Consider the following 25058-nt stretch of genomic DNA (forward strand, 5'->3'; position numbering starts at 1 on the left):
AAATTCCTCTTTTTTTTAGTTTTATTAAATACATTAATTTTCTGAAACAATTTGTAAAATTCTTGCAGAAGTATTTTCAAAAGTAAAATAAACCCCATTAACACACCTAGATAAATCTATAATACTATTACAATTAAATTCATAAGTTTGTGTGCAACTACTACAATTATCAAACATACTAGAAAAATATTTCACTTTTTTAGTATCAAAATCAAGTTTTTGATTAAACTTACTACATCCACAAAACATAGTTTTCATACTCTCTACATTAGAAGTATTAAAATAAAGTTTTTGATTAAAACTTTCGCAACCATAAAACATACCCACCATATTAGTAACATTTCTCGTATCAAGACTAAGACTTTCATTAAAATAAATACAACCATAAAACATACCTGCCATATTTGTAACATTGCTTGTATTCCATTTATTAATTCCTGAAAAATTCCTACGATTAATTCTGTAAAACAAATAACTCATATCGGTAATTAAACTTGTATCAATATCTCCTAGATAAATATTTTCATCTTTTACAAGTTCTTTTAATTCTACTTTTGTTGCGGGTATGTATTTAAAATTTTTTTTACAAACTTCAATATTTAAAGTTTTTAAAAGTTCGTCACTTGCCTTAGAATTAGCAAAAGTATAAGAATTTATATTACCCCAACTATCAATCCCACTAAAATCTATCCTATCGCTATGTGTAAAAGCAAAATTAGTATTAGCTAATTTGCTTGTATTAATAAGATTTAGCGGTATGGTGTTATCGTTTAGGATAAACTCTAATTCAGAAGTATTACTAGGAAGCAAAAGACCATTTAGAAAATTAAGCTTAAGATATCTTGTAATAAACTCAGCTCTATTAATACAACCAACTAACATTCCAGCTAATGAACTAAGATTTGAAACATCAAAATTATTAAAACTTATATTTTTTAAATCCAAACTTGTGCAATTATAAAACATCTTATCTGTATATCTTAAAGAACTCACATCAATTTCAAGCTTTTCGTTTAGATTTACGCAGTTTTCAAACATAGAGTTCATATCATTTACATTGCTAGTATCCCAAGTATTTATAAAGCTAAAATCACTCCTAAGGCTATCCTTAAAAAGCTCACTCATATCGGTTATATCACTCGTATCAATATCATGCAAATTAGTATTCAAATCATCACAAAGTGCTTTTAATTCAATTGCTGTTTTTACTTTTTTCATCTTATTTTCCTTTTTAGCTTTTCTTCTCTATCTTTACGCTCTAAAACATTTATAGTATGATTATAATTATCATATAAAAAATACTTATGAAAGCCCACTACATCAAACCTATTCCCACCAAAAAACGATATAAAAAGTGCATAGCTTTTCACAGCATTTAACTCATCTTGAATATCTCTTAAAAATACATCTCCTATACAAAAATCACTTATAGCTAATAGGTTTGCTTTATTGTTGTATTCTCTTGCCTTTTTTAAACTTGCCTTTAAAACCCAATCTATGTTATACCCACCACTAGCTTTGTATTTTGATAGGGTATAAAGCAATTCATCATATCCGTGTTTTTTAGATGTTTTTATATCCTCTCCACTTCCAGCTAGAATTAAAATACACTCTTTTTTGTGTTGTTTGCATTCATTTATTAGATAATACCCTACCGTTTTAGCCACCATTTCAGGAGCTCCACTCATACTGCCACTATTATCAATAGCTATTATTAGTGGGCTGATTTTGCCTTTATCACTTGATTTATTTAGCCAAGTGCTAAGGGATTTTTCACAAAACTTAGCAAAAAATAGATTTTGGGCTAGCTCGTCATTTAGCAAGGCAAACTCACTTGGCAAGGCGTTTTTAAGTATATCAGAGCTTGTAATTCCATCTAATTCATAACCTAAATTATGCTTATCGTTTTTGCTTACTCCTATGCCAAAACCTTCGCAAATCATCTTGCAAAGCCTTTTTATTTCACTTTTTTTGATATTGTCATTTCTATATGAATGTGAGGCTTTTACTATGTCTTTTTCGCCACCTACGCCTCTATCGCTAAAAAAATCCTGCATTCGTTTTTTAAAATTTTTTAAATCTCGTTTTTTAGGATTTATTTGTGGTGTTTGAGTGCTTGAACTTTGCTGATTTTTAGTATTTTCTTGATTACTATTATTATCTACATCGCTTTCATCATTTAAAAACTCTAAAACTTTTAAAATCTCATTTAGTTCTTGCTCTAACTCATCTAATTCATCATCACTTAAAATCTCTTCTTGATTTTGCTCTTCGTTTTGTTCTTTAGAAATTTCTTGATTTTTGCTTTTATTTTTTCTTGGATTTTTATTTTTACTTTTATTATTTAATTCTTCGCTATTTTTAGTGCTTTGATTTTCTTCATTTTGCTCTTGTAAATCATCTTTTACTTCTTCAAGGTTTTCTTCTTTATTTTCTTGATTTAGACAATCATCTTCTTTAGATAAATTATTTTCTTCATTTTTAATTTCATCCAAACTTTCATTTTCTTGATTTTGTTTGTCTTTTTGATTTTTGTTTTTAGTTTTTCTTGGTTTTTTCTTTTTATTATTTATAGTTTCATTATCTTCTTTGTTTTCGGCATATTGATTTTCTTCTTCATTTTGCTCTTGTAAATCATTTTTTACTTCTTCAAGGTTTTCTTCGTTGTCTATTTGCTCATCTTCATTTAGAAAAGCATTATTTTCTTTAATATTATCTTGCAAGTGCTTTTTATAATTTTGATAAGCATTTTTAGCAAAATGCACTAATTCTAATAGATTTTGCCTTTTTAATTCACTATCAAAAAGGCATTCTATATCGCTTAAAATCTGCTTAATATTTTCAGTATCGCCGTATTTTATAAAACCAAAATCCTTGCTAAATTTTGCAAAAACATCCAAACAAGCATTAAAATACTCATCATTTATATTTTTAGCCAATATATTTTCACTACTAAAAATAGCGGTTCTATAATTTCTAATATCTTCTATCATAGATTATCTCTCATAGTTTTTGCAATACTTAAAAGCTCTTCTTTATTATCCATACCAAGCTTTATGCTAAACCCTAAGAAAATATTTTCATAAGTTCCGCTGTTTAATTCTACACTTTCAAGCTTGTCGCATACAGCATTAAAGCCCATTTTTATAAAGCTAATATCGTTTGATTTAAGTGGGATTTTTTCTATGATTTTATTATCTTTAGCCAAAAAAACACTATTCATATCTAATTTAAAACTAATATCACCTAACTCATTTACGCTAAAAGCATTACTAGGATTAAAGATTAAATCAAGCTTTTTATTAAGCACATCTGAATGCACTGCTAGATAAAAAGTGCTTAAACCACTATCATTTGGGATACTTTTAATATCAGGAAATTTACTAACTAGCATTGAGTTTATGTATTTATAAAATTCACTATTTAGCTCTATGCTCTTATTTGCGTTTTTCAAAAACTCACTTTTAGTGTATTTATCAATAATATCACTGACTGATTTTATATCATCTAAATTAGTCCAAAAACAATGCTTCAAAAGCTCTAAATCCTCGCAAATCACCTCATCTCTACCGCTTAAATAAACGCTAGTTTTTATTATCTTAATAGCCTTTAAAAGCCTTCTTTCGCTTACATCTATTTCAATCTTTGATAGCTCTTTTTTGATATCAATTATCGCGTCTATTACTTCTTTACCAAGCCTTACCTTAAGAGAATTTTCTTTTATCATTTTTAATTCATCTAGGCTAAAAGCATTTGCAATATCTACATTTGCACCTTGCTCATTACCATTTAAAAGCTTTGTTAAATCTCTTTTTTGAGTAAGTCTTGGCACTACAAGTCTCATTAAAAACCTATCATATAATGCTTCTAATCCTTCTCCTTCATCAGGAAATTCATTACTTGCAGCAATAAGTCCAAGTAGTGGCACATCTATTATATCTTTGCCATTTTTATAGATTTTTTCGTTAATTATCGTTAAAAGCGTGTTGAGTATTGCAGGTGAGCTTTTCCAAATCTCATCTAAAAACACCACATTAGAAGTTGGCAAAAAACCTTCAATTTGGCGTTTTAACTCATCGTTTTTAAGTGAAGTTAAAGATAGCGGTCCAAAAACTTCTTCAGGAGTGCTAAATCTATTCATAAGATATTCAAAATAATTTGCGTCTTTAAAAATATTACTAATTCTTCTAGCTACAAGGCTTTTTGCAGTTCCTGGAGGTCCATAGTAAAATACACTCTCACCTGCTAAAAAGCACAAAATACTAAGATTTATAATCTCATCTTTACCAACAAGCCCAAAGCTTAAATCCTTTTTCATTTTCAAAATGCGTTCTTTCATTTTTTATCCTTTTTTATAAAATGTAAAAGGATTGTAGCAAATGGGTAGTCCTGATTATGTCCATATAGAATTTTTTAAAAAAAATTTTAGGAATTTTATAAATTAAAATTCCTAAATGAAATTATTTTAAATATTTTAAACATACTCCTGAATAAAATGCAGCGGCATTAACTAAAGTATCATCATCATAAATATATCTAGGGTCGTGTAGATAATAATCATTCTTATTTAAAATAAAGGCATAAGCACCTTTGCAATGCTCTAGCATAAAAGAAAAATCTTCGCTACCCATTAATGGCTCGTGAAATTCATCACAATTTTGCTCTCCAAATAATTCACACGCTACACCAAAAGCTAATTTTTGCGCTTCATCATCATTAATTGTAGCTGCCCCTATTTGAATAAATTCAAGTTCAACTTTTACCTTAAAAAGCAACTCGCAAGATTTAGCAATATTGTTTAATTGCTCTATTATCGTATTTCTATCATCATTATTAAAGGTTCTAATATTAGCAAGTAATAATGCCTTATCTTGTAAGATATTAAAGCTAGTTTCATTTCCACTTAAAGCTGCTCCAAATGTTATAACAGCTTGATTTTTAGCTGCTATATTTCTAGCAGTTATAAATCCCGCTTGGGTTATAAAATGAGCCATCGCACCCATTACATCACTAGCCTTCTCAGGTGCACTACCATGCCCACCAACTCCACTAATATTTACCCTAAGTGCGTCAGCTCCTGCCATCATAGCCCCACGCTTAAGACAAAATAATTTATTAGTTTTACTCGGGATATTGTGATAGCCAAATATAAAATCACTTTTAAATCTAGCAAATAAATTATCATCAATCATAGCTTTAGCACCGCCTCTACCTTCTTCAGCAGGTTGAAAGACAAAATTAATAGTGCCATCAAATTCACTCTTACTTAAATATTTAGCCGCTAATAATAAACTCGCCGTATGTCCATCATGCCCACAAGCGTGCATTAAACCTTCATTCTTAGAAGCATAGCTTACTCCACTAGCTTCGTTTATTACAAGTGCATCCATATCAGCTCTTAAAGCTATGCTTTTATTTGAATTACCTTTCTTTAAAACCCCAACAACTCCTGTTACACCTACATTTTCATAAACTTCTATGCCAAATTCTCTTAATTTGTTCGCAACTAACTTTGCTGTTTTAAATTCTTTTAATCCTAGTTCAGGATTTTCGTGAATACATTTTCTAATCTCTATAAACTCGCTTGAGAGTTTTTTAATCTCTTCTATCATTTTAACTCCTTTTTCATTTCTTTAAATTCTTGTGCCAAAAACTTCGCTGTATAGCTTTTATCAGTGTATTTTTTAGCAAGTTCTAATGGATTACCTGTCGCAATTATCTTACCACCCCTAAAACCACCTTCAGGACCCATATCTATAATATAATCAGCGTTTTTGATTAAGTCTAAATTATGCTCAATTACAAAAACACTATTTCCAGCATCTACTAAATGCTGCAACACTTTTACTAATTTTTGCGTATCTGCAAAATGAAGCCCCGTAGTTGGTTCATCAAGTAAATAAAGTGTATTTCCTGTATCACTTCTACTTAATTCTTTAGAGATTTTTATCCTTTGAGCTTCCCCACCACTTAAGGTTGTAGCGTTTTGACCTAAGGTTATATAATCAAGCCCTACATCCATTAAGGTCTTTAATTTTTGCTTAATCTTAGGGTGTTTTGCAAAAAACTCATAAGCTTCTGCTACACTCATTTCTAAAACATCAGCTATATTTTTGTCTTTATATTTAATTTCTAATGTTTGATGGTTATATCTTTTACCCCCACAAGCATCACAAGTAATATTTACATCGGGTAAAAAGTGCATAGAGATTTTAAGCTCACCTTCTCCGCTACATTTTTCACACCTTCCACCTGCAACATTGAAGCTAAAGCGACCGATTTTATATCCTCTAATCTGTGCTTCAGGAACATTTGCAAATAAATTCCTAATCTCATCCATAAGCCCTGTATATGTTGCTGGATTACTTCTTGGAGTTTTTCCTATTGGACTTTGATCTAGAAAAATTACTTTGTCTAATTTATCAAGACCTTTGTATGTAATATCATTAATTACTGCTTTTGCTCTATTTAGATTTGCTCTTGCAATTGGTAGAAGTGAATGCAGCATTAATGAGCTTTTACCACTACCGCTTACTCCTGTTACACAAACTAAATTCCTAAGTGGGAATTTCACACTTAAATCCTTTATATTGTTTTGATTAATTCCGCTTAATTCTAAATATTCATCACTCTTCCTAGCCTTATAAAGGTCTATGTCTTTTTTACGATTTATATACAATGCAGTTTCGCATTTGCTTTTAAGTAATTCTTTATAAGTGCCATTAAAGATAATCTCCCCACCACTAGTTCCAGCCCTAGGTCCAATCTCAACGATTACATCAGCACTCTCAATTGTCTTTCTATCGTGTTCTACTACTATTAGAGTATTTCCTTTAGCCTGCAAGCTTTTTAGGGTATTTATTAGTTTTTGTGTATCTCTTTCGTGAAGACCTATACTAGGCTCATCTAATACATATAAAACCCCGCTTAATCCACTTCCAATTTGAGAAGCAATCCTAATTCTTTGAGCTTCTCCACCACTAATTGTCCTTGCATCTCTACCTAGTGTTAAATACCCCAAGCCAACATCGTTTAAGAAAAATAATCTTTCATTAATTTCTTTAATAATAGGATAAGATATTTCATAATCTTGCTTATTTAAATTATTAAAATTCTCTATTTTAAAAAATTCGCAAATCTCTTCAATAGGTGTGCTAATAACTTCTGCTATGCTTTTGCCATTTACTAACACAGCTAAGCTTTGTTCGTTTAATCTAAAGCCTTTACAAGATGGGCAGGTTTTTTCTGTTATGTATTCGTTAAAATCTTTATCATCTTTTAAGATTTCATAACTTATCTTAATAGCTCCATCAAAAGTTTTTTTGATATTATGTTTATTCCATAAAAAGCTAAATTCCGTAGCACTTCCGTATAAAATAAGCTTTTTTTGATATTCACTTAATTCTTCATAAGGCTTATTTGTAGGGATTTTTTCTGCTTCACAAAATGCTAAAAGTAACTTTGAATAATAACTTTTATTAAAGCCCATCATAGTGCGAACTGCACCATCTTCTATGCTTCTTTCATAATTTATGATTTTTTCTTGGTCAATACTCATTCTAATGCCTAAACCATCACATAAAGAACAAGCTCCTTTAGGACTATTAAATGAAAAGCTTAAAGGCTCAAGTTTATTAAATGAAATTTTACATTTAAAACAAGCATTATGAAGCGAATAATGAATATTTTTATTACTTTCTAATAATTCTAACTCACACTCACCATAACTTAAACTTAAAGCTTTTTCAACAGCTTGAGCTAAACGACTTTTATTATCATCACTAATTCTTAGCCTATCAACTACTAATTTAATAGTATGCTTTTTAGTTTTAGCTAATTCTATTGGCTCATCTAGGCGTGTTAGTGTGCCATTTATTAAAATATTTATAAAACCTTGAGCTTTTAGGCTTTCAAGAAGTGGTGCGAATGTGCCTTTTTTTTCTTTAACTAAAGGAGCTAAAATCATTGCCTTTTCGCTAAATTTTGCCATTTCGTTTATTATATCTTCTGTATCCATTTTATTGATTTTTTCTCCGCATTTATGACAATGCTGAACTCCGATTTTTGAATACAAAAGTCTTAAATAATCATATATTTCAGTAATTGTTCCAACGGTTGAGCGTGGGTTTTTGCTAGTTGATTTTTGATCAATTGCAATAGCAGGGGTTAAGCCTTCTATTTTTTCTACATTTGGTTTTCTAAATTTATCTAAAAATTGCCTAGCATAAGCACTAAGGCTTTCTATATAACGGCGTTGTCCTTCTGCATAAAGCGTATCAAAAGCTAAAGTTGATTTTCCACTACCGCTAAGCCCTGTAAAAACTATTAATTTATTTTTAGGTAGTGTTAGGCTTATATTTTTTAAGTTATTTTCACTTGCGTTTATAACTTGAATTTCATTATTCATTAAATACTCCGTGTTGTTTTAGAACTTCTATTATTGATAAGGTCAATACAAACAATAAAAATCCTATGAAAAGTTTTTTTTGCGTATTATTGCTAATTTTATGAAACAACCAATTACCAACCCAAACTCCAGGCAAACTTGAAATAGCAATTATTGCACCAGCAGTATAATCAACATGATTTGTAATTGCCATAGAAACAAAAGCAGCACTTCCAGCAAAAGCTACAAAAAGACCGCTAAATGAAGCAGCTTTTTTAATATTAAAATTACAAATTGCAACTAAAGCAGGCGTGAGTAATGCTCCACCACCTATCCCACCACTTGTAGCAATTGCACCTATTATTAAACCTACGAAAAATTGTAATAATTTTGAATTCTTTTCAGGTTCAATTGGATTTGCAGGAGTAAAATAAAGTTTAACAATAGCCCAAATAATTAAAAAACAAATAATATAAGCAATCATTAAATTACTTGCAAATTTCATAATAAAACCAACGCTAAAACCACCAACTAAACCACCTAAAGCAGGATATAAAGCATTTTTTACTTGCAATGTGCCTTTTTTATAATTTAAATACGAATTATAAAAAGATGAAAAAACCATTTGCATAACGCTAATTCCAACAGCAATCTTAGGTGAATACCCAACAAAAGTTGTCATAATAGGCACAACAGCAGTCCCACCACCTATTGCAAAAAGCCCTGCAGTAAAACCAACTAAAAGCCCATCTAAAATAAAAATAATATAAGTAAGTAATGTATATTCTTCTATCATAAAAAACTCCTAAGGCGTAATCTTAATTAACTTAGCTTACACTTTTCTTTCTTATAATAATTAAAACTTATTTAAGGAAAGATTAATGCTTGATACAATTGATTATTCAGTTAAACATTTTTTTAAACATATTTTAAGAAGTAAATTAGAAACCACAAATTCTTTAGATGAAGCTGAATATTATGGTGCTAGTATTTGTTTAGGAGATAATGTAAAAGAATTATTTTGTTATTTAATATTTAAAAAAGAAAGCTTACAAGCTCTTGCTTCAAGATTATTAGGCGATGATGATAAGATGAGTGAAGATGATTATTGTGATTTATGCAAAGAAGTAGCAAATCAAATCATAGGTTATGCAAAAAGATTATTAGCTGATGCTTATGATGATTATTCAATTAGTGTGCCTGAATATTTAGGAAGGGTAAGTGATTTTAAATTAGGCTTTACTCATGAGTTTTTTTATAAATTAGAAAATAATACCTTTTGCGTTGGTATAGTAGAGAAGAAAAAATAATGCAAACACAAGAGCAACCTACTAGAATTCTAAATGCAACTTATGAAGAATTGCTAGATGTTAGCGTAGATTTTATAAGTGAGTTAGGAACTACACAACTTAGCGTTAGAGAATTTTTAGAACTTGGAATTGGCTCTGTTATTGATTTAGAAAAACCAGCAGGTGAGAGTGTAGAACTTTATGTAAATAATAGAATTTTTGGTAAAGGCGAAGTAATGGTTTATGAAAGAAATTTAGCAATTCGTATAAATGAAATACTAAGCTCAAAAACCGTTATTCAATATTTTAAAAAAGAGTTGTGATGAAAAAAATAATCTTACTACTAATTAGTTTAAATCTTTTTGCGAACAATATCATAAATTATAATATTTATAAAAGAGATGATAGGATTGATGTTATGCTAAGCTTTGATTCTCCATATAACGCAAAAGATGGAGATATTAGAATATTAAGTGGAAGCGATTATGTAGGCGTAGTATTAAATAATGTTAAAATTTCTGAAAGAAATTCTCAAATATTAAATATGCCTTACGCAGAACAATTATTAATGTATCCATTAGGCGAAAGCACGGTTTTAGAATTTAAAACAAAAGAAAAAATAAATGTCATTCCTGCACTTACAAAAGATGATGGTTTTGGGCTTAGAATTAGAGTTATGCCAAAAACCACAAACCAAGTGCAAAATAATGAAATAAAATATGCAGAAGATAATAATATAGATAGTAAATTGTATTCAATGATAGGTGTTTTAGCAATATTGGTTTTAGTATTAATATTTGTAAAAAGACAACTTGCAAAAAAAGGTAAAATATCTAATTTAAATTCTAAGCAAAAAGTTGCTAGTTTTTTAAATATTAATGAAAATCAAGCCGTAGTAATTTGCGAAAAACAACTTGATAAAGATAATAAATTCATAGTTATTGATTATGAAAATTCAAGATACAAATTAATAATAGGAAATACAAATATTTGGCTTGATGCACCTAATCAAACTGAAGAGAATTTTGAAAGTTATTTTGAAGAAAACAAACAAAAATTACAAAATATGATAAAGCAAAATGCTCTTAATTCATATAAAGAAAAAATAAGTAAAATATAAGGAGTTAAAATGAGAAATAGAAATAAAAAAACAAAAATAACAATATTTTTTTCAATAATTATAGTTGTTGTATTGGCAAGTTTTATTGCTTTTTCAAATACTTTTGAAAGAATTGCTCCTAATATTTCTTTAGACAACAACCAAGAAGATACAATTTATTGGAATGCTAGAGATAAAATAAATTTAAAAGTTGAAGATAATTTAGGACTAAAAAATTTAAAAGTTGAATTTAGTAAAGATAACGAAGAAACAAAAAATATATTAATAAATAAAACTTTAAATGGTAAAGAATTTAATGTTGAATTAGACCTTCCAAAACCAAAATTTAATGAAAAATTAGATAAATACACAATATATATTAAAGCTAATGATAAAAGTTTGTGGAATTGGTTTGGTGGAAATGTAAGCGAAAAAATAATTAATGTTATAGTAGATAATAAAAAACCTCAAGTAAGCGTAATAGCTAATTCATATAATATAACTCAAGGCGGTGCTGCTAGCGTTGTATTTTACGCACAAGATGATAATCTAACTGATTTATATATAGAAGTTAATAATAGAATTTTCAAAGTTGCTCCTTTTATGAAAGATGATTATTACATAGCTTTAATTGCTTGGGACTTAAGAGATGGAGATGAATTTGAAGCTAGAATTGTTGCAAAAGATAAAGCGAATAATATCATTAAAGAAAGAATTCCATATTATTACTCAAATAAAAAATATAGAGTTTCACATATTGAAGTAGGAGACGCTTTCATTGATGGTAAAATTAGAGATTTGTATGAAGCAAATTCTGATAATTCTTTAAGCGATAGAGCTTTAATATTTGACTTTGTGAATGCGAAATTAAGACAAGAAAATGAAAAATTAATTCATAAAGTTACACAAGTAGTAAGCAATGAATTAGTAACTGATTTTAAGCTAAATGCGTTTTTACCACTAAAAAATGGTATGAAAGTTGCAGATTTTGGTGACCATAGATATTACAAATATAATGGAAATCAAATTAGTGAGAGCTATCATATGGGACTTGATTTAGCAAGTACAAAAATGGCACCTATTGTGTTAGGAAATGATGGTAAAATAGTTTTCGCACAAGATAATGGAATTTATGGATTAAATTTAATAATTGATCATGGTTTAGGTCTTTATACTTTATATGGACACTGCACTAAAAAAAATGTAGAAATTGGCGATATAGTTAATGCTAAAAGCACTATAGCTAATACAGGAACAAGTGGTTTAGCATTAGGGGATCATTTACATTTTGGTGTTTTGGTTCAAGGTGTTGAGGTAAGACCAGAAGAGTGGATGGATACTAAGTGGCTTAATGATAATATATTTGGAATTATCAAAAAAGCAAAAGAAGTTATAAACAAAAAATAAGGGAAAAAAATGTTACAAACTACAATAGCTAAAGAAGTAACAAATGTTGGAATTGGACTACATAAAGGTAGTGCTATTAAGATAAAATTTAGCCCACTAGGCGCTAATAGTGGAGTGGTATTTCATAGAACAGATATTAATAAATTTTACGAAGCAAATTATAAAAGCGTAATCAATACTCAAATGGCTACGGTAATTGGAGATAAAGATGGTTATATATCTACAATTGAGCATTTAATGAGTGCTGTTAGCTCTTATGGAATTGATAATTTATTAATAAGTATTGATGCAAATGAAGCACCTGTTTTAGATGGTTCAGCGGCTGGTTTTTGTGCTATGCTTGATAAAGCAGGTATTAAACAACTTGACGCTAAAAAACAAATATTTGTTGTTAAAAAAGAAATAAAAGTTCAAGAAGGAGATAAATTTGCAAGTCTTAGTCCTACAAATGCTCCTACTTATGATTTTACTATAAACTTTAAGCACCCATCAATTAATACTCAAAACTATATTTACAAGGCTAATAAACAAAATTTCATAAATGAAATTGCAAGTGCTAGGACTTTTGGGTTTTTAAAAGATGTTGAGTATTTAAAATCAAAAGGATTAGCATTAGGTGGTAGTTTAGAAAACGCTGTTGTTTTAGATGATAATGGCATATTAAATCCTGAAGGATTAAGATTTAGCAATGAATTTGTAAGACATAAAATCCTTGATGCGATTGGTGATTTATATATGTTAGGTAAAGCAACTTTTGCTAACTATAAAGCTTACGCAAGTAGCCATGATTTAAATCATAAACTAACTCTTGAATTGCTAAACAATCCAAATTCTTATGAATTAGTAACTCTTAATGATGATACAAACAAAGATTTATTAAAGGCATTCACATTAAACTTTTAGTAGTGCCTATGGCAAATCTCATTGGAATATATGATGATAATAATTTGTTAAAAGAAAAAATCAAAATCATAAATAAAACCAGTGAAGATTTGCCAAAAATTATGCAAGAACTATTAAATAAATATAATTTTAGCGAATTAGCCTATGCTAATGGACCAGGCTCATATATGTCTTTAAAAATTGTTTATGTATTTTTAAGCACAATTGCCCTTGTTAAAAACATACCATTAAAAGCAATTAGTGGTTTTACATTTACAAAGAATAATTTAATAAAAGCTAATAACAACTTATATTTTACCCTTGCTGATGATAAAATCAAATTAATTAAAAATGATAATTTTAAAGATGAGTTTTTTATACCAAATGAGTATAATTTCAAATTCTTAGAAAGTAATTTGCCAAATTATTTTTTACCTGCTATTTAGGAATATAAATGAGAAACGAAATATGTTTAAAATCACCCGCTACTAGTGCGAATTTAGGTGCTGGATTTGATTGTCTAGGACTTGCTTTAGACTTTTATAATGAAACAATAATTAAAAGAAATAATTTTTTTAAAATATCTATTAAGGGTGAAGGTGAAGATAATCCTTATCTTAAAAAACATAATTTATTTATTACCATTTTTAATGAAACTTACATAAAGCTAACTGGTAAAAAAGACTTATTTAGCTTTAATTTCATAAACAATATTCCTTTAAGTCGTGGGTTAGGTAGTTCTAGCTCTATAATTGTAGGAGCAATTGCTAGTGCTTATTATCTAGCAGGACTTGAAGTTAATAAAGATACCATATTAAACAACGCCTTAATATACGAAAATCATCCTGATAATATTAGCCCTGCGGCACTTGGTGGATTTGTTTGTTCGGTAGTTGATAAGGATAATGTAAAATATATAAAAACTGATATTTCTAGTGATGTTAAAGCAGTAGTTTGTATCCCAAATAAACAAATCTCAACAAATGTTAGTCGTTCGGCTTTACCTAAGCATTTAAGCCTTACTGATACTAGCTTTAATATAAGCAGAAGCTCACTTACAACTGCAGCTTTTATGAGTAAAAATTATGAAATGTTAAAGGTTGCAAGTTTTGACAAGCTTCACGAAAATCGTAGAATGAAAGCTGTTCCTGAATTATTTAAAGTGCGTGAATTGGCTCGTAAAAATGGTGCATTAATGAGTAATTTAAGCGGTTCTGGTTCAACTTTTTTTAATCTATGTTATAAAGATGATGCAAACAAACTAAAAACCATACTAGAAAATAATTTTCCTAATATGAAAGTATTAGAGCTTAATTTCAATAATCAAGGAATAATAATAAGCTAATTTTGTTTATTTAAATATTCCTTAGCTTTATATAAAATATCCTTATCTAAAACCTCATCAAAATACTTAAAGCTAATTCCGTGCTGAACATCTCCATCTATTAAATCCCCGCTTTTGCGGTTTTCTAAGTCAATTTCGGCTATTTTAAATCCATCTAAGGTATTAGCAAATTTAATCAATCTATCACTAAATTCAAACTTACTAAGCAAATAACAATAGCTCTTAACTCCATTTCTTCCTACTCTTCCACGAAGTTGATGAAGTGTAGATAAGCCGTATCGCTCGGGTGCAACGATTACAATTATGCTTAATCTTGGCAGTGAAATTCCAACTTCTACGATAGTAGTGCTTAGTAATACATTTCCATTTTCAGCAAATTGCAATAATATATTATCCTTTTCTTTATCCTTGCCGTGCGTATAATAAACTTTATCAAAATTCTTCTCATAAAAGCTAATAACACTCTCAAGTGGTTTATAAGATGAGCTTTTACTCTCTTCTATTAAAGGATAAACTATTATTGCTTGATGGTTTTGTTTATTTTCGCTTTTTATGTGATTAAACAATTCATTGCTATTTGCTATTGTGATTAGTTTTGTTTCTATTTCTTTTTTAAATGGTAGTTCTTTTATAAAAGAATAGCTGTAAATATCACTATGAATTAATGCAGTTGTCCTTGGTATTGGCGTAGCTGAAAACTCTATATAATGCGGATTTTCTTTATTGTTTGTAGCTAAATCTTTAAGCTTCATTCTTTGCTTAGCCCCAAATCGTTGTTGCTCATCAACCATAACTAAAGTAGCATCATCTAAACTAGCCCACAAAAGTGCGTGAGTGCCTATTACAAAATTTGCTTCTTTTAATTCATCTTGCATTAATTTAGTCTTGCTAGATACAAAATGCAATATCTTTAAAAACCCTGGCAAAAGTCTTTTAGCTTCATTATAAAGTTGTTGGGCTAAAACGCTTGTTGGTGCCATTAAAACCACTTTTTTAGGATAGCACATAAGCGCTGCTGCAAAAATCACTAAGCTTTTTCCACAACCAACATCTCCCATTACTATTCTAATTTTATGATGAATACTTTCAAGGTCATTTTTAATATCATTTATCGCATTTATCTGGTCGCTTGTCGGCTTAAAAGGTAGAGATTTTAGCCATTTGTTTATATCAAAAGTTTTAATTTTTTTGTATAAAGTATCGTTTTTATAAGTTTCATTAAGTCTTTTTATGTGATGATAAATTTCAACAAATTTTAAGCATTCGTTTAATTCTTTTGAATTAAGCAATTTCATTGCTTCTTGGCTATTTTCTTTCATAATTAATAGCAATTTTATATGCTCATCTAATAAATTAAATTCTTTTAAAGCTTCGTAAGTTAAATATTTATTTTTTATCTTACAAATCTCTTTATCACTTACACCTTTTATCAAATAATTAGCAGTGATTTCTCCACTATCTTTAATGATTTTTGGATTAATAAATTGCAAAAGTCCTGCAAAATCACCTAACTTCCCATAAATAATCAGCTCTTTATTTATAGCAAAAAGTGCATTATGAAAAGGTCTTAGATTAAATATAGTAATAGTGCATTCACACTCCCAATTATATGAATACGCAATTATACTAAGCCTTTTGCCTGGTAGTTGTTTTTTAGATTTTATTATAACTTTTGTGCAATTTAGCTCATTTAATATAGGCTCATTATTTAATCTTAAATCATCAAATTTTTTAGGCATTAAAAGAGCTAATTCAACTATATCTTTACAAGATAATTTTTCTAAATCCTTATTCATTATTACCTATTACATAAAAACTAAGCTCGGTAATACTTTTTTGATTTTTTAAAAAATCATTACAAGTTTTAAGCTCTAAATCTTTAATTATCTTTGTAATTTCTCTTAATTCGCCTTGTTTTAAATCACTAAAACACTCGCTACTTGCAATGCTATGACGATTTTGAGTGGTTGAGTATTTTAAAATCTCACTACCTACTAAAAAATCTTTAGCCTTTTTAAACTCATCTTCACTTATTCCGAATTCTACTAATTTTTTAAACTCTTCTTGAACTATTTTTATAGCTTCTTTTTTGCTTTCATTTTTTGTTTGTAAATAGCCTGAAATAAGATAATTTTTCTTAAACGCTACTAAAAACGCAAAAGCCGAATAAGCTAAGCCCCTTTTTACTCTGATTTCTTCGGTAATTCTTGAGCCAAATCCACCGCCTAAAACATAAATAGCAAGACTTATAATAGCTCTTTCATAAATGCTTTTAATCTCTATGCTACTTATAAATCTAACAAAAGCTTGTGATATTTCTTTGCTTTCTTCTTTATAAAAACTCTCATTTATTTTTAATTTTTCATAAGAACTTTGCTTATTGTTTAAAAGTTTTTTAACCTTACTAATATCATCTAAATTTGCACTAATTACTATCTTATTTGCTTGATTTTTAAGGTTTAAAATATAGTTTTTAAATTCTTTTTCATCTAAAGCTTCAAAATCGCCAAATTTATCATTTTTAAAATCATTTTTAAAATAATTCTCATATAATTTCATCTTTGCTAAATTATCGTAATCTTGAATATGGATTAAAAAATAATTTTTTATTTTGTTTTTGATTAATTCAAAATTAGTAATTTTGGTATTTAAAAGCATATTATTAAAAGCATTTAAGCAATTATCAAGCTCTTTTTTAAGACAAACTATATCAAATGTAAAATCAAAATAATTAGCACTAGCACTAATATTAATTGCACTTTGCTCTAGTTTTATATAAAACTCATCATCTAAACTCTCATTGTAAAAAAACTCAGCTGCCATAGCATTAGCATTATGAAAAATCCTTCCGTAATTAGGATAGCTAATACTAATATATACTAAATCATCATTGGTTTTTAAATGCACGAAATTATTCATTGTAGTATTCCAAAATATTATATGCTGTATCTCTTTTAGCTGGATTTTCGCCTAAATCACGGATTAATTCTATCATTTGCTGTTCATTCATTCTATATTTTGCACCTGCAGCTGCAACAACATTTTCTTCCATCATAGTTGAACCTAAGTCATTTGCTCCAAATTTTAATGCGAGTTGCCCTACTGCACTTCCTTGAGTAACCCAAGAGCTTTGAATGTTTGCAAAATTATCTAAATATATTCTAGAAATTGCTAATAATCTTAAATATCTATTAGAACTTGCATTCATTAAATGTGGATTTTCAGCCTTTAATCTAGTGTTTTTACCTTGAAAACTCCATAAAATAAAAGCTCTAAAGCCACCTGTTATATCTTGAAGATTTCTTAAATAGTCTAAATGTTCAATTATTTCTTCATCGCTTTCAACATGACCAAACATCATAGTTGCGCTACTAAGTAAGCCTAATTCATGAGCTTCTTTATGAATTCTTAGCCAAGTAGCAGTATCGCATTTACTAGGTGCTACCATATCTCTTACTCTATCGCTTAAAATCTCCGCACCTGCTCCAGGGATAGAAAACAACCCACAATCGCTCATTCTTTTTAAAACTTCTTTAGTGCTAATTTTGCTAATTTTTGCAATATATTCAATCTCAACCGCACTAAAGCCGTGAATTGTAATACTAGGATAATTTGTGCTTATATATCTTAATAAATCTTCATACCAAGTAATATCAAGCTTTGGATGAACCCCACCTTGAAATAATATTTGAGTGCCACCAATTGCTAATAATTCTTCAATCTTTTGTCCAATTTGTTCGTATGTTAAAATATAACTATCACTATCCTTTGCGTGGCGATAAAAAGCACAGAATTTACAATCAACTAAACAAATATTTGTGTAATTAATATTTCTATCTACTACAAAAGTAGTAAGTTTGCTTGGATGAAGCTTATTTTTTACTGCATAAGCAATCTGACCTAAAGTAGCTAAATCAGAATTTCTTAATAAATTAAGTGCTTGTTCTTTAGTAATTCTTGGGACTATTCCTTTTGGTGCATAAGGATTTTCCCAATCTTTATGGATATTAAATGCTGAAGTTTTATAATTTGTATTTATTTTTTTACTTAATAATGCTGCGTTCATATTGTCCTTACTTTATATAATTTATTAATGAGCCAAGACGCTCTATTCTACATTCAATCTTATCGCCACTTTTTAAAAATTTAGGTGGATTAAAGCCCATTCCAACGCCACTTGGAGTGCCTGTGCTAATGATAGTTCCAGCCTTTAAACAAGTGTAATTTGATAATTCTTTTAAGATATAAGGAATATCAAAAATTAATAAATTAGTATTAGAACTTTGTCTTAATTCATCATTTACAAAACATTCTATTTTTAAATTACTTGCTTCTTTTATACTAAGACTTGTATTTATAAAACTACCAAACGGGCAAGAATTAGCTAAACTTTTTCCCATATACCATTGCTTATGTTTGTTTTGAATTGCTCTATCGCTAATATCATTTAAAATGGTATATCCTAAAATATAATCATCAAAATCACTTGTATCATCTAATTTATAAGCGTCTTTTCTAAGTATAAATGCAAGTTCGCATTCATAGTCTAATTTTTCGCCACTAATATCTAAAATATCAAATGGATTAGAAAACTCATTTACTCTTTTTGCAAAATAAACAGCTTCTTCTCTTTTGCCATCAAACTCAATTCCTTTAAATTTATAGCTTTCTTTTGCGTGTTCTAAATAATTTATCCCTAAGCATATAATATCTTGATAAGGAGATTTGATTGGAGATAATAACTTAACTTCGCTAAGCATAAAAGCATCTTCAATCAATTCTAATCTATCAAAATAAGAAGAATAATTTTTAAAATAACCCACCTTATTATTATCGCCTAAATTCCCATGATAAACTACATTATCTTTCATAAATCTAATCAATTTCATACTAACCCCTTTTTACTAGATTTTCTAAAATATATTGCTCTAATTTAGTCTTAGGTATGCTAAGTTCATTTGCTTTATTATAAATTTCAACAACAATTGCGTTGTATTTTTCATATTCAAAATGCGATAAATGTATTTGCCACGCTGCTTTTATTTGTCTAAGACTTGCTATTTTTCTTGTATAAATCTTAAAAATATCAAAACATATAAAAATAGCAGAAGTTACAAATACAGCACTAATTAAACTAAAATGAAAGTCAATTTTTTCAAATAAAAAATGAGTAGCAATAGTTAATGGAGTAAGCACGATTAAACACAATATAAAATATATAAAATAAGTATTAAAATAATTAAACTTAAAATGTAATTTCGCTGGGTCAATTAACATTCCTTCATTATAAAGGCTATTTGCTTCTATTAAATCTAAAAATTTTACAGGCTCATTTGAGAATTTAAAAAGCTTATTAATTAGTAATTCTTTCATTTCAATCCTTAAAAATTTCATTATATTTTAACGCTGCTAAATCAAAAAATTCTTTAGCTTTTTCATCTCCTAAAGATTTTTGAACGCACTCTTCAAATTCTGGTAAAAGTTTTAATAATTTATCTTTTAATTCATCGCTAGGTAAAGTCTTTATGGTATTTAAAACAGATACTAAAGCTAAGGCTTTTTCTTTATCATTTTCAGGCATTAAACTTGCGTATTTATTAAATATTTCTTCTAAATTATCGCACAATAATGCACATTTTTCGTTTTCATTATGAATTAGGCTTAAAACTTCTTCTTGAGTAAAATTAGCTGTATTTTTTTCTTCTTTTCTTACAAAATCTCCGTGTTTATCAAGCTCTTTAAAAACCTTTTTTAAAATAGTTACGAAAAACAATACTATAAAAATTATACCTATTACATAAATTCCAACTTCATTCATAGTCTATTTCCTTTTTTAAACACATTATCATAAACACTTAAAGCTACTGCTATAAAAATTATAATAAATGATATTAATTTATGTTGATTTATTGGCTCATTGTATAAAAAAATAGCAACTAAAAAAGAAATTATCGGGCAAATATATTGCATATATGAAAGTAATGTTAAGCTTAATTTTTGCGTAGCATAATTGTATCCTAACATAGGTAGCAAGGTTACAAGCCCACTAAGCGCAAGTAATACTCCTAAATAATCAATATCAAAATGAGCTAAATTCGTTGGGATAGAAAATAAAAATATTAAAGCAAAAGGAGTGATTAATAATGTCTCTAAGAAAAACCCATAAACGCTACTTACATAAACTTTTTTACGAATAATCGTATAAAAATTAACTAAGAGTGCTAAAGTAATTGATAATATAGGTAAAGCTCCTAAAGTAATTACTTCAAATAAACACGCAAAAATCACTAAACTAACACTAATAATTCCTAATTTACTCATATTTTCTTTTAAAAATACTTTTGCAAAAATTATCCCAAATAAAGGGCTTAAAAAATATCCTAAAGAAGTTTCTAAAATCAAATTCTTTTGAATCATATAAATATAAAGCCCCCAATCTCCACTAATTAAAGCACCACAAATAAAAAGATTAAAAGCCATTTTTAAAGATTTTAATTCTTGTAAAGCTTTTTTAAATTGCCCTATAATTATTAAAAATATTGCTAAAAATATAACCGACCAAACTATCCTATGCGACATTACTACAAAGGCATCTAATGTATCAAGTTGTTTATAAAAAATAGGCACTAAACCCCAAAATACAAAAACAACAAAAGCTACAAAAAATCCATAATTCATAAAAATTTTTCCTTAAAATGTAAAACTTATCTCATATAATCATAATTTACTAAATTAAAAAAAGGAGAAACGATGAATTGGTCGCTAGATTCATATAAAAATTATAAAGCTCTTCAGCAACCAAACTATGAAAACAAGGAAGAATTAGAAAATGTAGTAAATGAATTAAAATCGTATCCGCCTTTAATATTTGCTATGGAAGCAAATGAATTAAAAAACGAATTAGCAGCAGTTTGTAAAGGAGATGCGTTTTTATTGCAAGGTGGTGATTGTGCTGAAAGTTTTAATGATTTTAGTGCAAATAATATCCGTGATATGTTTAAATTATTTTTGCAAATGGCATTAGTTTTGCAATTTGGTGGGTCAAAAAAAGTAGTAAAAATTGCTCGTATGGCAGGACAATTTGCAAAGCCTAGAAGCTCTGATTTTGAAAATAAAGATGGTATAAGCTTACCAAGTTATCGTGGAGATATTATAAATGATTGTGAGTTTTGCGAAAGTGCAAGAGTGCCAAAAGCTAAAAAAATGCTAAAAGCTTATATGCAAAGCTCTGCTACGCTTAATTTGCTTCGTGCATTTAGCGTAGGTGGACTTGCTGATTTAGCCCAAGTGCATAAATGGAATTTAGGTTTCGTAAGACGCGCTGATATTGATGATAAATACGCACTTTTAACTCAAAGATTAACAGAAGCACTTGATTTTTTTAAGGCTTGTGGAATAACTAGCTTAAATGATGCTAGATTGCACGAAACAAAAATCTACACAAGCCACGAAGCCTTGCTTTTACCTTACGAAGAAGCACTTACTAGAATAGATAGCTTAAGTGGAGCTTATTACGATTGTTCAGCTCATATGCTATGGATTGGCGAGAGAACTCGTGGGCTTGATGATGCTCATGTGCATTTTTTAAGCGGAGTTAAAAATCCAATAGGTGTTAAAATAGGACCTAGTGCTAGTGCTAGTGATATATTAGCCTTAGCTGATAAGCTAAATCCACAAGATGAAGCAGGAAGATTAAATATAATCATTAGAATGGGTGCTAGTAAGATTAAAAATCTTGAAAATATCTTTAAAGAATTAAGCAAAGAACAAAGAAATATAATCTATAGCATAGACCCAATGCACGGCAATACTCAAAGCATAAATGGCTATAAGACTAGAAAATTTGATGATATTTTAGATGAAGTTAAAAATTTCTGGCATATTGCAAGAGCTAATAATATAATTCCTGGTGGGGTTCATTTTGAAATGACAGGACAAAATGTAACCGAATGTTTAGGCGGAAGCGTAGGAGTTAGCGAAAGCGATTTAGCAAGACGCTATGAGACCCAATGCGATCCTAGATTAAATGCAGACCAAGCATTAGAACTTGCATTTTTAATAGCTGAATTAATGAAGCAAAAATGAAAAACATTGTTTTAATCGGTTTTATGGGCTGCGGTAAAAGCACAACTGCAAGAAGGCTTAGTAAGATTATTAAAAAAGAAGTAGTAGATACTGATAGCATAATAAAACAAAGAACTGGGCTTGAGATTAAAGAGATTTTTGAGCGTTATGGAGAAGAATATTTTAGGAATTTAGAAAAAGAATTAAGAGATGAATTAGCCACAAAAAGTGATTTAATCATCTCTTGTGGCGGTGGTTTTGCTAATTTACAAGATTTAAGAAAATTAGGTTTTGTAGTGTTTTTAGACCTTAGTTTTTACAAAATCGCAACAAGACTTAAAAACGATACTAAACGCCCATTATTTGATGAAAAGGCGAAATTGCTTTATGATAAAAGAATGCCACTTTATAATAACGCTTGTGATATAAAAGTAAATATTTTAAATCTAAAAGCAAGAGAACTTGCTAAGATTTTAGAATTTTTCTTAGGCACTAATATCACAAATGATGTTAGAAAAGCCTTTATAAAACCTAGCCTAAATAGAAAAATAAATCGCAAAATTAAACCTATAAAAACTGATAAGTTTAAATTAAACCCAATAAGAGCTAATTAACTTAGCTCTTATTATCGCTTCCCCATTTACACATCATATTAAGAATTGGTATTAATGATTTTCCTTTATTGCTTAGGCTATATTCAACCTTAGGTGGGATTTGCGGATATTCGGTGCGTATTATTAAATCATCTTGCTCTAATTCTTTTAATGCCTTTGTTAAACTCTTAAAAGAAATTCCAATAAGCATTCTTTTAAGCTCATTATATCTTATAATCTCATTGATTGATAAAAGATACAAAATACTCATTTTATATTTTCCTGAAATTAGGTTTAGCGTATAATAAATTCCACATTTATTATAATCATTTTTTCTTTTCATTACTCTCCTTTTGGTTAGTATCTAACAATTTTGTTCGTATTGACTTAAAATAAAGTAAAAATTATAATCTAATTTTATTTTTAAACAAGGAGAAATTATGAAAAATGTTTTATTAGTTAATGGTGCTAAAGCTTTTGCTAATGCAGGTGCAAGACTGAATGCAAGTTTGCAACAAGTTGCGTATGATACTTTAGTAGAAAATGGTTTTAATGTAGAACAAACCATAATTGATGATGGATATGATGTATTAGAAGAAGTAGAAAAATATGTAAGAGCTGATATTATAATTTATCAAATTCCAGGATTTTGGATGAATGCACCTTGGATAGTATGGGAATATTTTTCAAAAGTTTTTGGAGCTGCTTTTGGTAAATTATGTGCTAGTGATGGAAGAAGTAGAAGTGATGCTAGTAAAAAATACGGCTCTGGTGGGCTTAGTCAAAATAAAAAATATATGCTATCTTGGACTTGGAATGCACCTGAAGAAGCATTTACTGATAAAGAGCAATTTTTTGGTGGTGTCGGTATTGATGGAGTTAGCTTAAATCTTCATAAAACTCACGAGTTTTTAGGTATGAGTGCACTTAAAACTTTTGCTTGTTATGATGTAGTAAAAGACCCGCAAGCAGAAAAATATTTTAAAGACTATAAAGAACATATCTTAAATGAAATAGTAAAAAAATAATATTTTGGATTTAGTTTTTCTAAATCCAAAATTAAAAAATTTAAATTTATTTTAAATATTTTTAATAATTTTTTAATTTAAATTACAAGCAAATAATTTATATTGTTTTAAGTTCATATAACCTATAATCAAAATCTTAATCTAAATCAACAAACAAGGAAAAACTATGAAACTATCAACCAAAATTGCATTGTTTTCATTCATTGGAATTTTAATTAATTCTATAGTTTTAGTATCACTTCATAAATACTATGATAACTACTCTGTAAATTACACAAAACATACGGTAGAAGATGAAATTTTAACAGCTAAAAAGCAGCAAGTTAAAGCTCTGGTAGAAAGTGTTATGAAGTATTCTGGTGCTATTTATGAAGAGTATAAAAATGATAATAACTTAAGTGAGTTTAAAAATAAACTACAAGATTATTTATCTAAAGTAAGATTTGGTAGAGCAAATAGTTATTACACCGTGTTTGATAAAGATGGAAACATATACTATCACCCATCTGCTTCTTGGATAAACAATAATAAATTTAATGAAAAAGACGCAAAAGGAATGTATTTCATACAAGAAATGATTAAGAGTGCTGATAATAATGATGGTTATATAAGATATTTTTATGAAGATTCAAATTCTAATAAAGTTACTGAAAAACTAGCATATACAGGTAAGGATAAAGCAAGTGGGCTTTATTTTATGACTTGGTTATCTTGGGAGACAATTAGCAAAACTTCAATAGAAAAAGTATCAAAAGATACAGAAGAACAAAGCTATAATAATATGATTACTTTTATAATTACTACTGCACTTATAATAATTGCGATTGTAAGCTTATCAATTATCTTCGTAAAATTCCAAATCACTCGCCCACTAAACAATCTAACAGCTAAATCAAACGAACTTAGCAGTGGAGATGGAGATTTAACTAAAAAGCTAGATGATAAAGGTAATGATGAAATAGCTC

25 protein-coding genes are annotated in these 25058 nt (G+C 28.5%); 11 read left to right on the forward strand and 14 right to left on the reverse strand.

The window, feature by feature from the left end; translation table 11 throughout:
- Positions 1-33: 33 nt before the first annotated feature.
- The 6 genes from KJR01_RS07370 to KJR01_RS07395 all read right to left on the reverse strand — a co-directional run bounded on the left by KJR01_RS07370 (position 34) and on the right by KJR01_RS07395 (position 9182).
- The gene (locus tag KJR01_RS07370; protein WP_214118111.1) at positions 34-1218 is read right to left on the reverse strand and encodes a BspA family leucine-rich repeat surface protein; all 1185 of its coding nucleotides are present in this window, start codon (positions 1216-1218) and stop codon (positions 34-36) included.
- Positions 1215-2993, reverse strand: a complete 1779-nt coding sequence (locus tag KJR01_RS07375) for a hypothetical protein (protein WP_214118113.1) — start codon at positions 2991-2993, stop codon at positions 1215-1217. Before KJR01_RS07375 ends, KJR01_RS07370 begins: the two co-directional genes overlap by 4 nt.
- Positions 2990-4339, reverse strand: coding sequence for an AAA family ATPase (locus KJR01_RS07380; RefSeq protein ID WP_214118115.1), 1350 nt, complete (start codon positions 4337-4339; stop codon positions 2990-2992). Before KJR01_RS07380 ends, KJR01_RS07375 begins: the two co-directional genes overlap by 4 nt.
- Before the next feature lie 121 nt (positions 4340-4460).
- A complete protein-coding gene (locus tag KJR01_RS07385; protein ID WP_214118117.1) occupies positions 4461-5612 on the reverse strand; it encodes a M20 metallopeptidase family protein in 1152 nt (383 codons plus the stop codon).
- Entirely contained in the window at positions 5609-8407 is a 2799-nt protein-coding gene (gene uvrA, locus KJR01_RS07390) for an excinuclease ABC subunit UvrA (protein ID WP_214118120.1), read from the reverse strand. Before uvrA ends, KJR01_RS07385 begins: the two co-directional genes overlap by 4 nt.
- The gene (locus KJR01_RS07395; protein WP_214118121.1) at positions 8400-9182 is read right to left on the reverse strand and encodes a sulfite exporter TauE/SafE family protein; all 783 of its coding nucleotides are present in this window, start codon (positions 9180-9182) and stop codon (positions 8400-8402) included. Before KJR01_RS07395 ends, uvrA begins: the two co-directional genes overlap by 8 nt.
- Before the next feature lie 85 nt (positions 9183-9267).
- Here KJR01_RS07395 and KJR01_RS07400 point away from each other — a divergent pair, with 85 nt between their 5' ends.
- The 7 genes from KJR01_RS07400 to thrB are packed head-to-tail and all read left to right on the forward strand — an operon-like array spanning position 9268 to position 14408.
- Positions 9268-9696: a chemotaxis protein CheX gene (locus tag KJR01_RS07400; protein ID WP_214118123.1), complete on the forward strand. Its 429-nt coding sequence runs from the start codon at positions 9268-9270 to the stop codon at positions 9694-9696.
- A complete protein-coding gene (gene fliN / locus KJR01_RS07405; RefSeq protein ID WP_214118125.1) occupies positions 9696-9998 on the forward strand; it encodes a flagellar motor switch protein FliN in 303 nt (100 codons plus the stop codon). Before KJR01_RS07400 ends, fliN begins: the two co-directional genes overlap by 1 nt.
- Complete coding sequence (locus KJR01_RS07410; protein WP_214118128.1) at positions 9998-10795, forward strand: hypothetical protein; 798 nt, start codon at positions 9998-10000, stop codon at positions 10793-10795. Before fliN ends, KJR01_RS07410 begins: the two co-directional genes overlap by 1 nt.
- Before the next feature lie 9 nt (positions 10796-10804).
- Positions 10805-12181 carry a M23 family metallopeptidase gene (locus KJR01_RS07415; protein WP_214118130.1) on the forward strand — a complete coding sequence of 459 codons (1377 nt, stop codon included), beginning with the start codon at positions 10805-10807 and terminating at the stop codon, positions 12179-12181.
- A gap of 9 nt (positions 12182-12190) precedes the next feature.
- A complete protein-coding gene (gene lpxC, locus KJR01_RS07420) occupies positions 12191-13084 on the forward strand; it encodes a UDP-3-O-acyl-N-acetylglucosamine deacetylase (RefSeq protein ID WP_214118132.1) in 894 nt (297 codons plus the stop codon).
- An 8-nt stretch (positions 13085-13092) separates the two neighbouring features.
- Positions 13093-13509 carry a tRNA threonylcarbamoyladenosine biosynthesis protein TsaB gene (locus KJR01_RS07425; protein ID WP_214118134.1) on the forward strand — a complete coding sequence of 139 codons (417 nt, stop codon included), beginning with the start codon at positions 13093-13095 and terminating at the stop codon, positions 13507-13509.
- A gap of 8 nt (positions 13510-13517) precedes the next feature.
- Entirely contained in the window at positions 13518-14408 is an 891-nt protein-coding gene (gene thrB, locus KJR01_RS07430; protein WP_250325168.1) for a homoserine kinase, read from the forward strand.
- Here the strand turns inward: thrB and recG are convergent.
- Genes recG through rarD form a run of 7 tightly spaced genes read right to left on the reverse strand, consistent with a single transcriptional unit; the run spans position 14405 to position 21086 of the window.
- Complete coding sequence (gene recG / locus KJR01_RS07435) at positions 14405-16204, reverse strand: ATP-dependent DNA helicase RecG (protein WP_214118136.1); 1800 nt, start codon at positions 16202-16204, stop codon at positions 14405-14407. The two genes, thrB and recG, sit on opposite strands and share 4 nt — an antisense overlap.
- Positions 16197-17327, reverse strand: coding sequence for a M16 family metallopeptidase (locus KJR01_RS07440; RefSeq protein ID WP_214118138.1), 1131 nt, complete (start codon positions 17325-17327; stop codon positions 16197-16199). The genes recG and KJR01_RS07440 overlap by 8 nt, the downstream gene beginning before the upstream one ends.
- Positions 17320-18474, reverse strand: a complete 1155-nt coding sequence (locus KJR01_RS07445; protein WP_214118140.1) for a dehypoxanthine futalosine cyclase — start codon at positions 18472-18474, stop codon at positions 17320-17322. The genes KJR01_RS07440 and KJR01_RS07445 overlap by 8 nt, the downstream gene beginning before the upstream one ends.
- 7 nt (positions 18475-18481) lie before the next feature.
- The gene (locus tag KJR01_RS07450; protein ID WP_214118142.1) at positions 18482-19297 is read right to left on the reverse strand and encodes a fumarylacetoacetate hydrolase family protein; all 816 of its coding nucleotides are present in this window, start codon (positions 19295-19297) and stop codon (positions 18482-18484) included.
- Position 19298: 1 nt separating this feature from the next.
- On the reverse strand, positions 19299-19781 hold the full coding sequence (locus tag KJR01_RS07455; RefSeq protein ID WP_214118144.1) for a hypothetical protein: 483 nt from the start codon (positions 19779-19781) through the stop codon (positions 19299-19301).
- A gap of 1 nt (position 19782) precedes the next feature.
- The gene (locus KJR01_RS07460) at positions 19783-20226 is read right to left on the reverse strand and encodes a hypothetical protein (RefSeq protein WP_214118147.1); all 444 of its coding nucleotides are present in this window, start codon (positions 20224-20226) and stop codon (positions 19783-19785) included.
- Positions 20223-21086, reverse strand: coding sequence for an EamA family transporter RarD (gene rarD / locus KJR01_RS07465; RefSeq protein WP_214118148.1), 864 nt, complete (start codon positions 21084-21086; stop codon positions 20223-20225). The genes KJR01_RS07460 and rarD overlap by 4 nt, the downstream gene beginning before the upstream one ends.
- A gap of 72 nt (positions 21087-21158) precedes the next feature.
- Here rarD and KJR01_RS07470 point away from each other — a divergent pair, with 72 nt between their 5' ends.
- Positions 21159-22493: a class II 3-deoxy-7-phosphoheptulonate synthase gene (locus tag KJR01_RS07470; RefSeq protein ID WP_214118150.1), complete on the forward strand. Its 1335-nt coding sequence runs from the start codon at positions 21159-21161 to the stop codon at positions 22491-22493.
- Entirely contained in the window at positions 22490-23086 is a 597-nt protein-coding gene (locus tag KJR01_RS07475; RefSeq protein WP_214118152.1) for a shikimate kinase, read from the forward strand. Before KJR01_RS07470 ends, KJR01_RS07475 begins: the two co-directional genes overlap by 4 nt.
- Position 23087: 1 nt before the next feature.
- On the opposite strand, the gene KJR01_RS07480 is transcribed toward KJR01_RS07475, so the two are convergent.
- Entirely contained in the window at positions 23088-23408 is a 321-nt protein-coding gene (locus tag KJR01_RS07480) for a winged helix-turn-helix transcriptional regulator (RefSeq protein ID WP_214118154.1), read from the reverse strand.
- A 97-nt stretch (positions 23409-23505) separates the two neighbouring features.
- Between KJR01_RS07480 and KJR01_RS07485 the strand changes: the two genes are divergently transcribed.
- Together KJR01_RS07485 and KJR01_RS07490 are read left to right on the forward strand one after the other, a co-directional pair.
- Entirely contained in the window at positions 23506-24093 is a 588-nt protein-coding gene (locus KJR01_RS07485) for an NAD(P)H-dependent oxidoreductase (RefSeq protein ID WP_214118156.1), read from the forward strand.
- Positions 24094-24259: 166 nt separating this feature from the next.
- The coding region (locus KJR01_RS07490) for a cache domain-containing protein (RefSeq protein ID WP_214118164.1) at positions 24260-25058 on the forward strand (799 nt) is incomplete at its 3' end.

The organism is Campylobacter sp. 2018MI10, from assembly GCF_018501175.1.
Classification (GTDB): domain Bacteria; phylum Campylobacterota; class Campylobacteria; order Campylobacterales; family Campylobacteraceae; genus Campylobacter_E.

Bases quoted from the DNA above. Each gene is read 5' to 3' on its own strand.
- uvrA (WP_214118120.1), bottom strand. From the start codon at position 8,407: ATGAATAATGAAATTCAAGTTATAAACGCAAGTGAAAATAACTTAAAA.
- KJR01_RS07415 (WP_214118130.1), top strand. From the start codon at position 10,805: ATGAGAAATAGAAATAAAAAAACAAAAATAACAATATTTTTTTCAATA.
- KJR01_RS07450 (WP_214118142.1), bottom strand. From the start codon at position 19,297: ATGAAATTGATTAGATTTATGAAAGATAATGTAGTTTATCATGGGAAT.
- KJR01_RS07460 (WP_214118147.1), bottom strand. From the start codon at position 20,226: ATGAATGAAGTTGGAATTTATGTAATAGGTATAATTTTTATAGTATTG.
- lpxC (WP_214118132.1), top strand. From the start codon at position 12,191: ATGTTACAAACTACAATAGCTAAAGAAGTAACAAATGTTGGAATTGGA.
- KJR01_RS07410 (WP_214118128.1), top strand. From the start codon at position 9,998: ATGAAAAAAATAATCTTACTACTAATTAGTTTAAATCTTTTTGCGAAC.
- KJR01_RS07470 (WP_214118150.1), top strand. From the start codon at position 21,159: ATGAATTGGTCGCTAGATTCATATAAAAATTATAAAGCTCTTCAGCAA.
- KJR01_RS07440 (WP_214118138.1), bottom strand. From the start codon at position 17,327: ATGAATAATTTCGTGCATTTAAAAACCAATGATGATTTAGTATATATT.
- rarD (WP_214118148.1), bottom strand. From the start codon at position 21,086: ATGAATTATGGATTTTTTGTAGCTTTTGTTGTTTTTGTATTTTGGGGT.
- KJR01_RS07425 (WP_214118134.1), top strand. From the start codon at position 13,093: ATGGCAAATCTCATTGGAATATATGATGATAATAATTTGTTAAAAGAA.
- KJR01_RS07485 (WP_214118156.1), top strand. From the start codon at position 23,506: ATGAAAAATGTTTTATTAGTTAATGGTGCTAAAGCTTTTGCTAATGCA.
- KJR01_RS07380 (WP_214118115.1), bottom strand. From the start codon at position 4,339: ATGAAAGAACGCATTTTGAAAATGAAAAAGGATTTAAGCTTTGGGCTT.
- fliN (WP_214118125.1), top strand. From the start codon at position 9,696: ATGCAAACACAAGAGCAACCTACTAGAATTCTAAATGCAACTTATGAA.
- KJR01_RS07475 (WP_214118152.1), top strand. From the start codon at position 22,490: ATGAAAAACATTGTTTTAATCGGTTTTATGGGCTGCGGTAAAAGCACA.
- KJR01_RS07455 (WP_214118144.1), bottom strand. From the start codon at position 19,781: ATGAAAGAATTACTAATTAATAAGCTTTTTAAATTCTCAAATGAGCCT.
- KJR01_RS07375 (WP_214118113.1), bottom strand. From the start codon at position 2,993: ATGATAGAAGATATTAGAAATTATAGAACCGCTATTTTTAGTAGTGAA.
- KJR01_RS07370 (WP_214118111.1), bottom strand. From the start codon at position 1,218: ATGAAAAAAGTAAAAACAGCAATTGAATTAAAAGCACTTTGTGATGAT.
- thrB (WP_250325168.1), top strand. From the start codon at position 13,518: ATGAGAAACGAAATATGTTTAAAATCACCCGCTACTAGTGCGAATTTA.
- KJR01_RS07445 (WP_214118140.1), bottom strand. From the start codon at position 18,474: ATGAACGCAGCATTATTAAGTAAAAAAATAAATACAAATTATAAAACT.
- KJR01_RS07480 (WP_214118154.1), bottom strand. From the start codon at position 23,408: ATGAAAAGAAAAAATGATTATAATAAATGTGGAATTTATTATACGCTA.
- recG (WP_214118136.1), bottom strand. From the start codon at position 16,204: ATGAATAAGGATTTAGAAAAATTATCTTGTAAAGATATAGTTGAATTA.
- KJR01_RS07395 (WP_214118121.1), bottom strand. From the start codon at position 9,182: ATGATAGAAGAATATACATTACTTACTTATATTATTTTTATTTTAGAT.
- KJR01_RS07400 (WP_214118123.1), top strand. From the start codon at position 9,268: ATGCTTGATACAATTGATTATTCAGTTAAACATTTTTTTAAACATATT.
- KJR01_RS07385 (WP_214118117.1), bottom strand. From the start codon at position 5,612: ATGATAGAAGAGATTAAAAAACTCTCAAGCGAGTTTATAGAGATTAGA.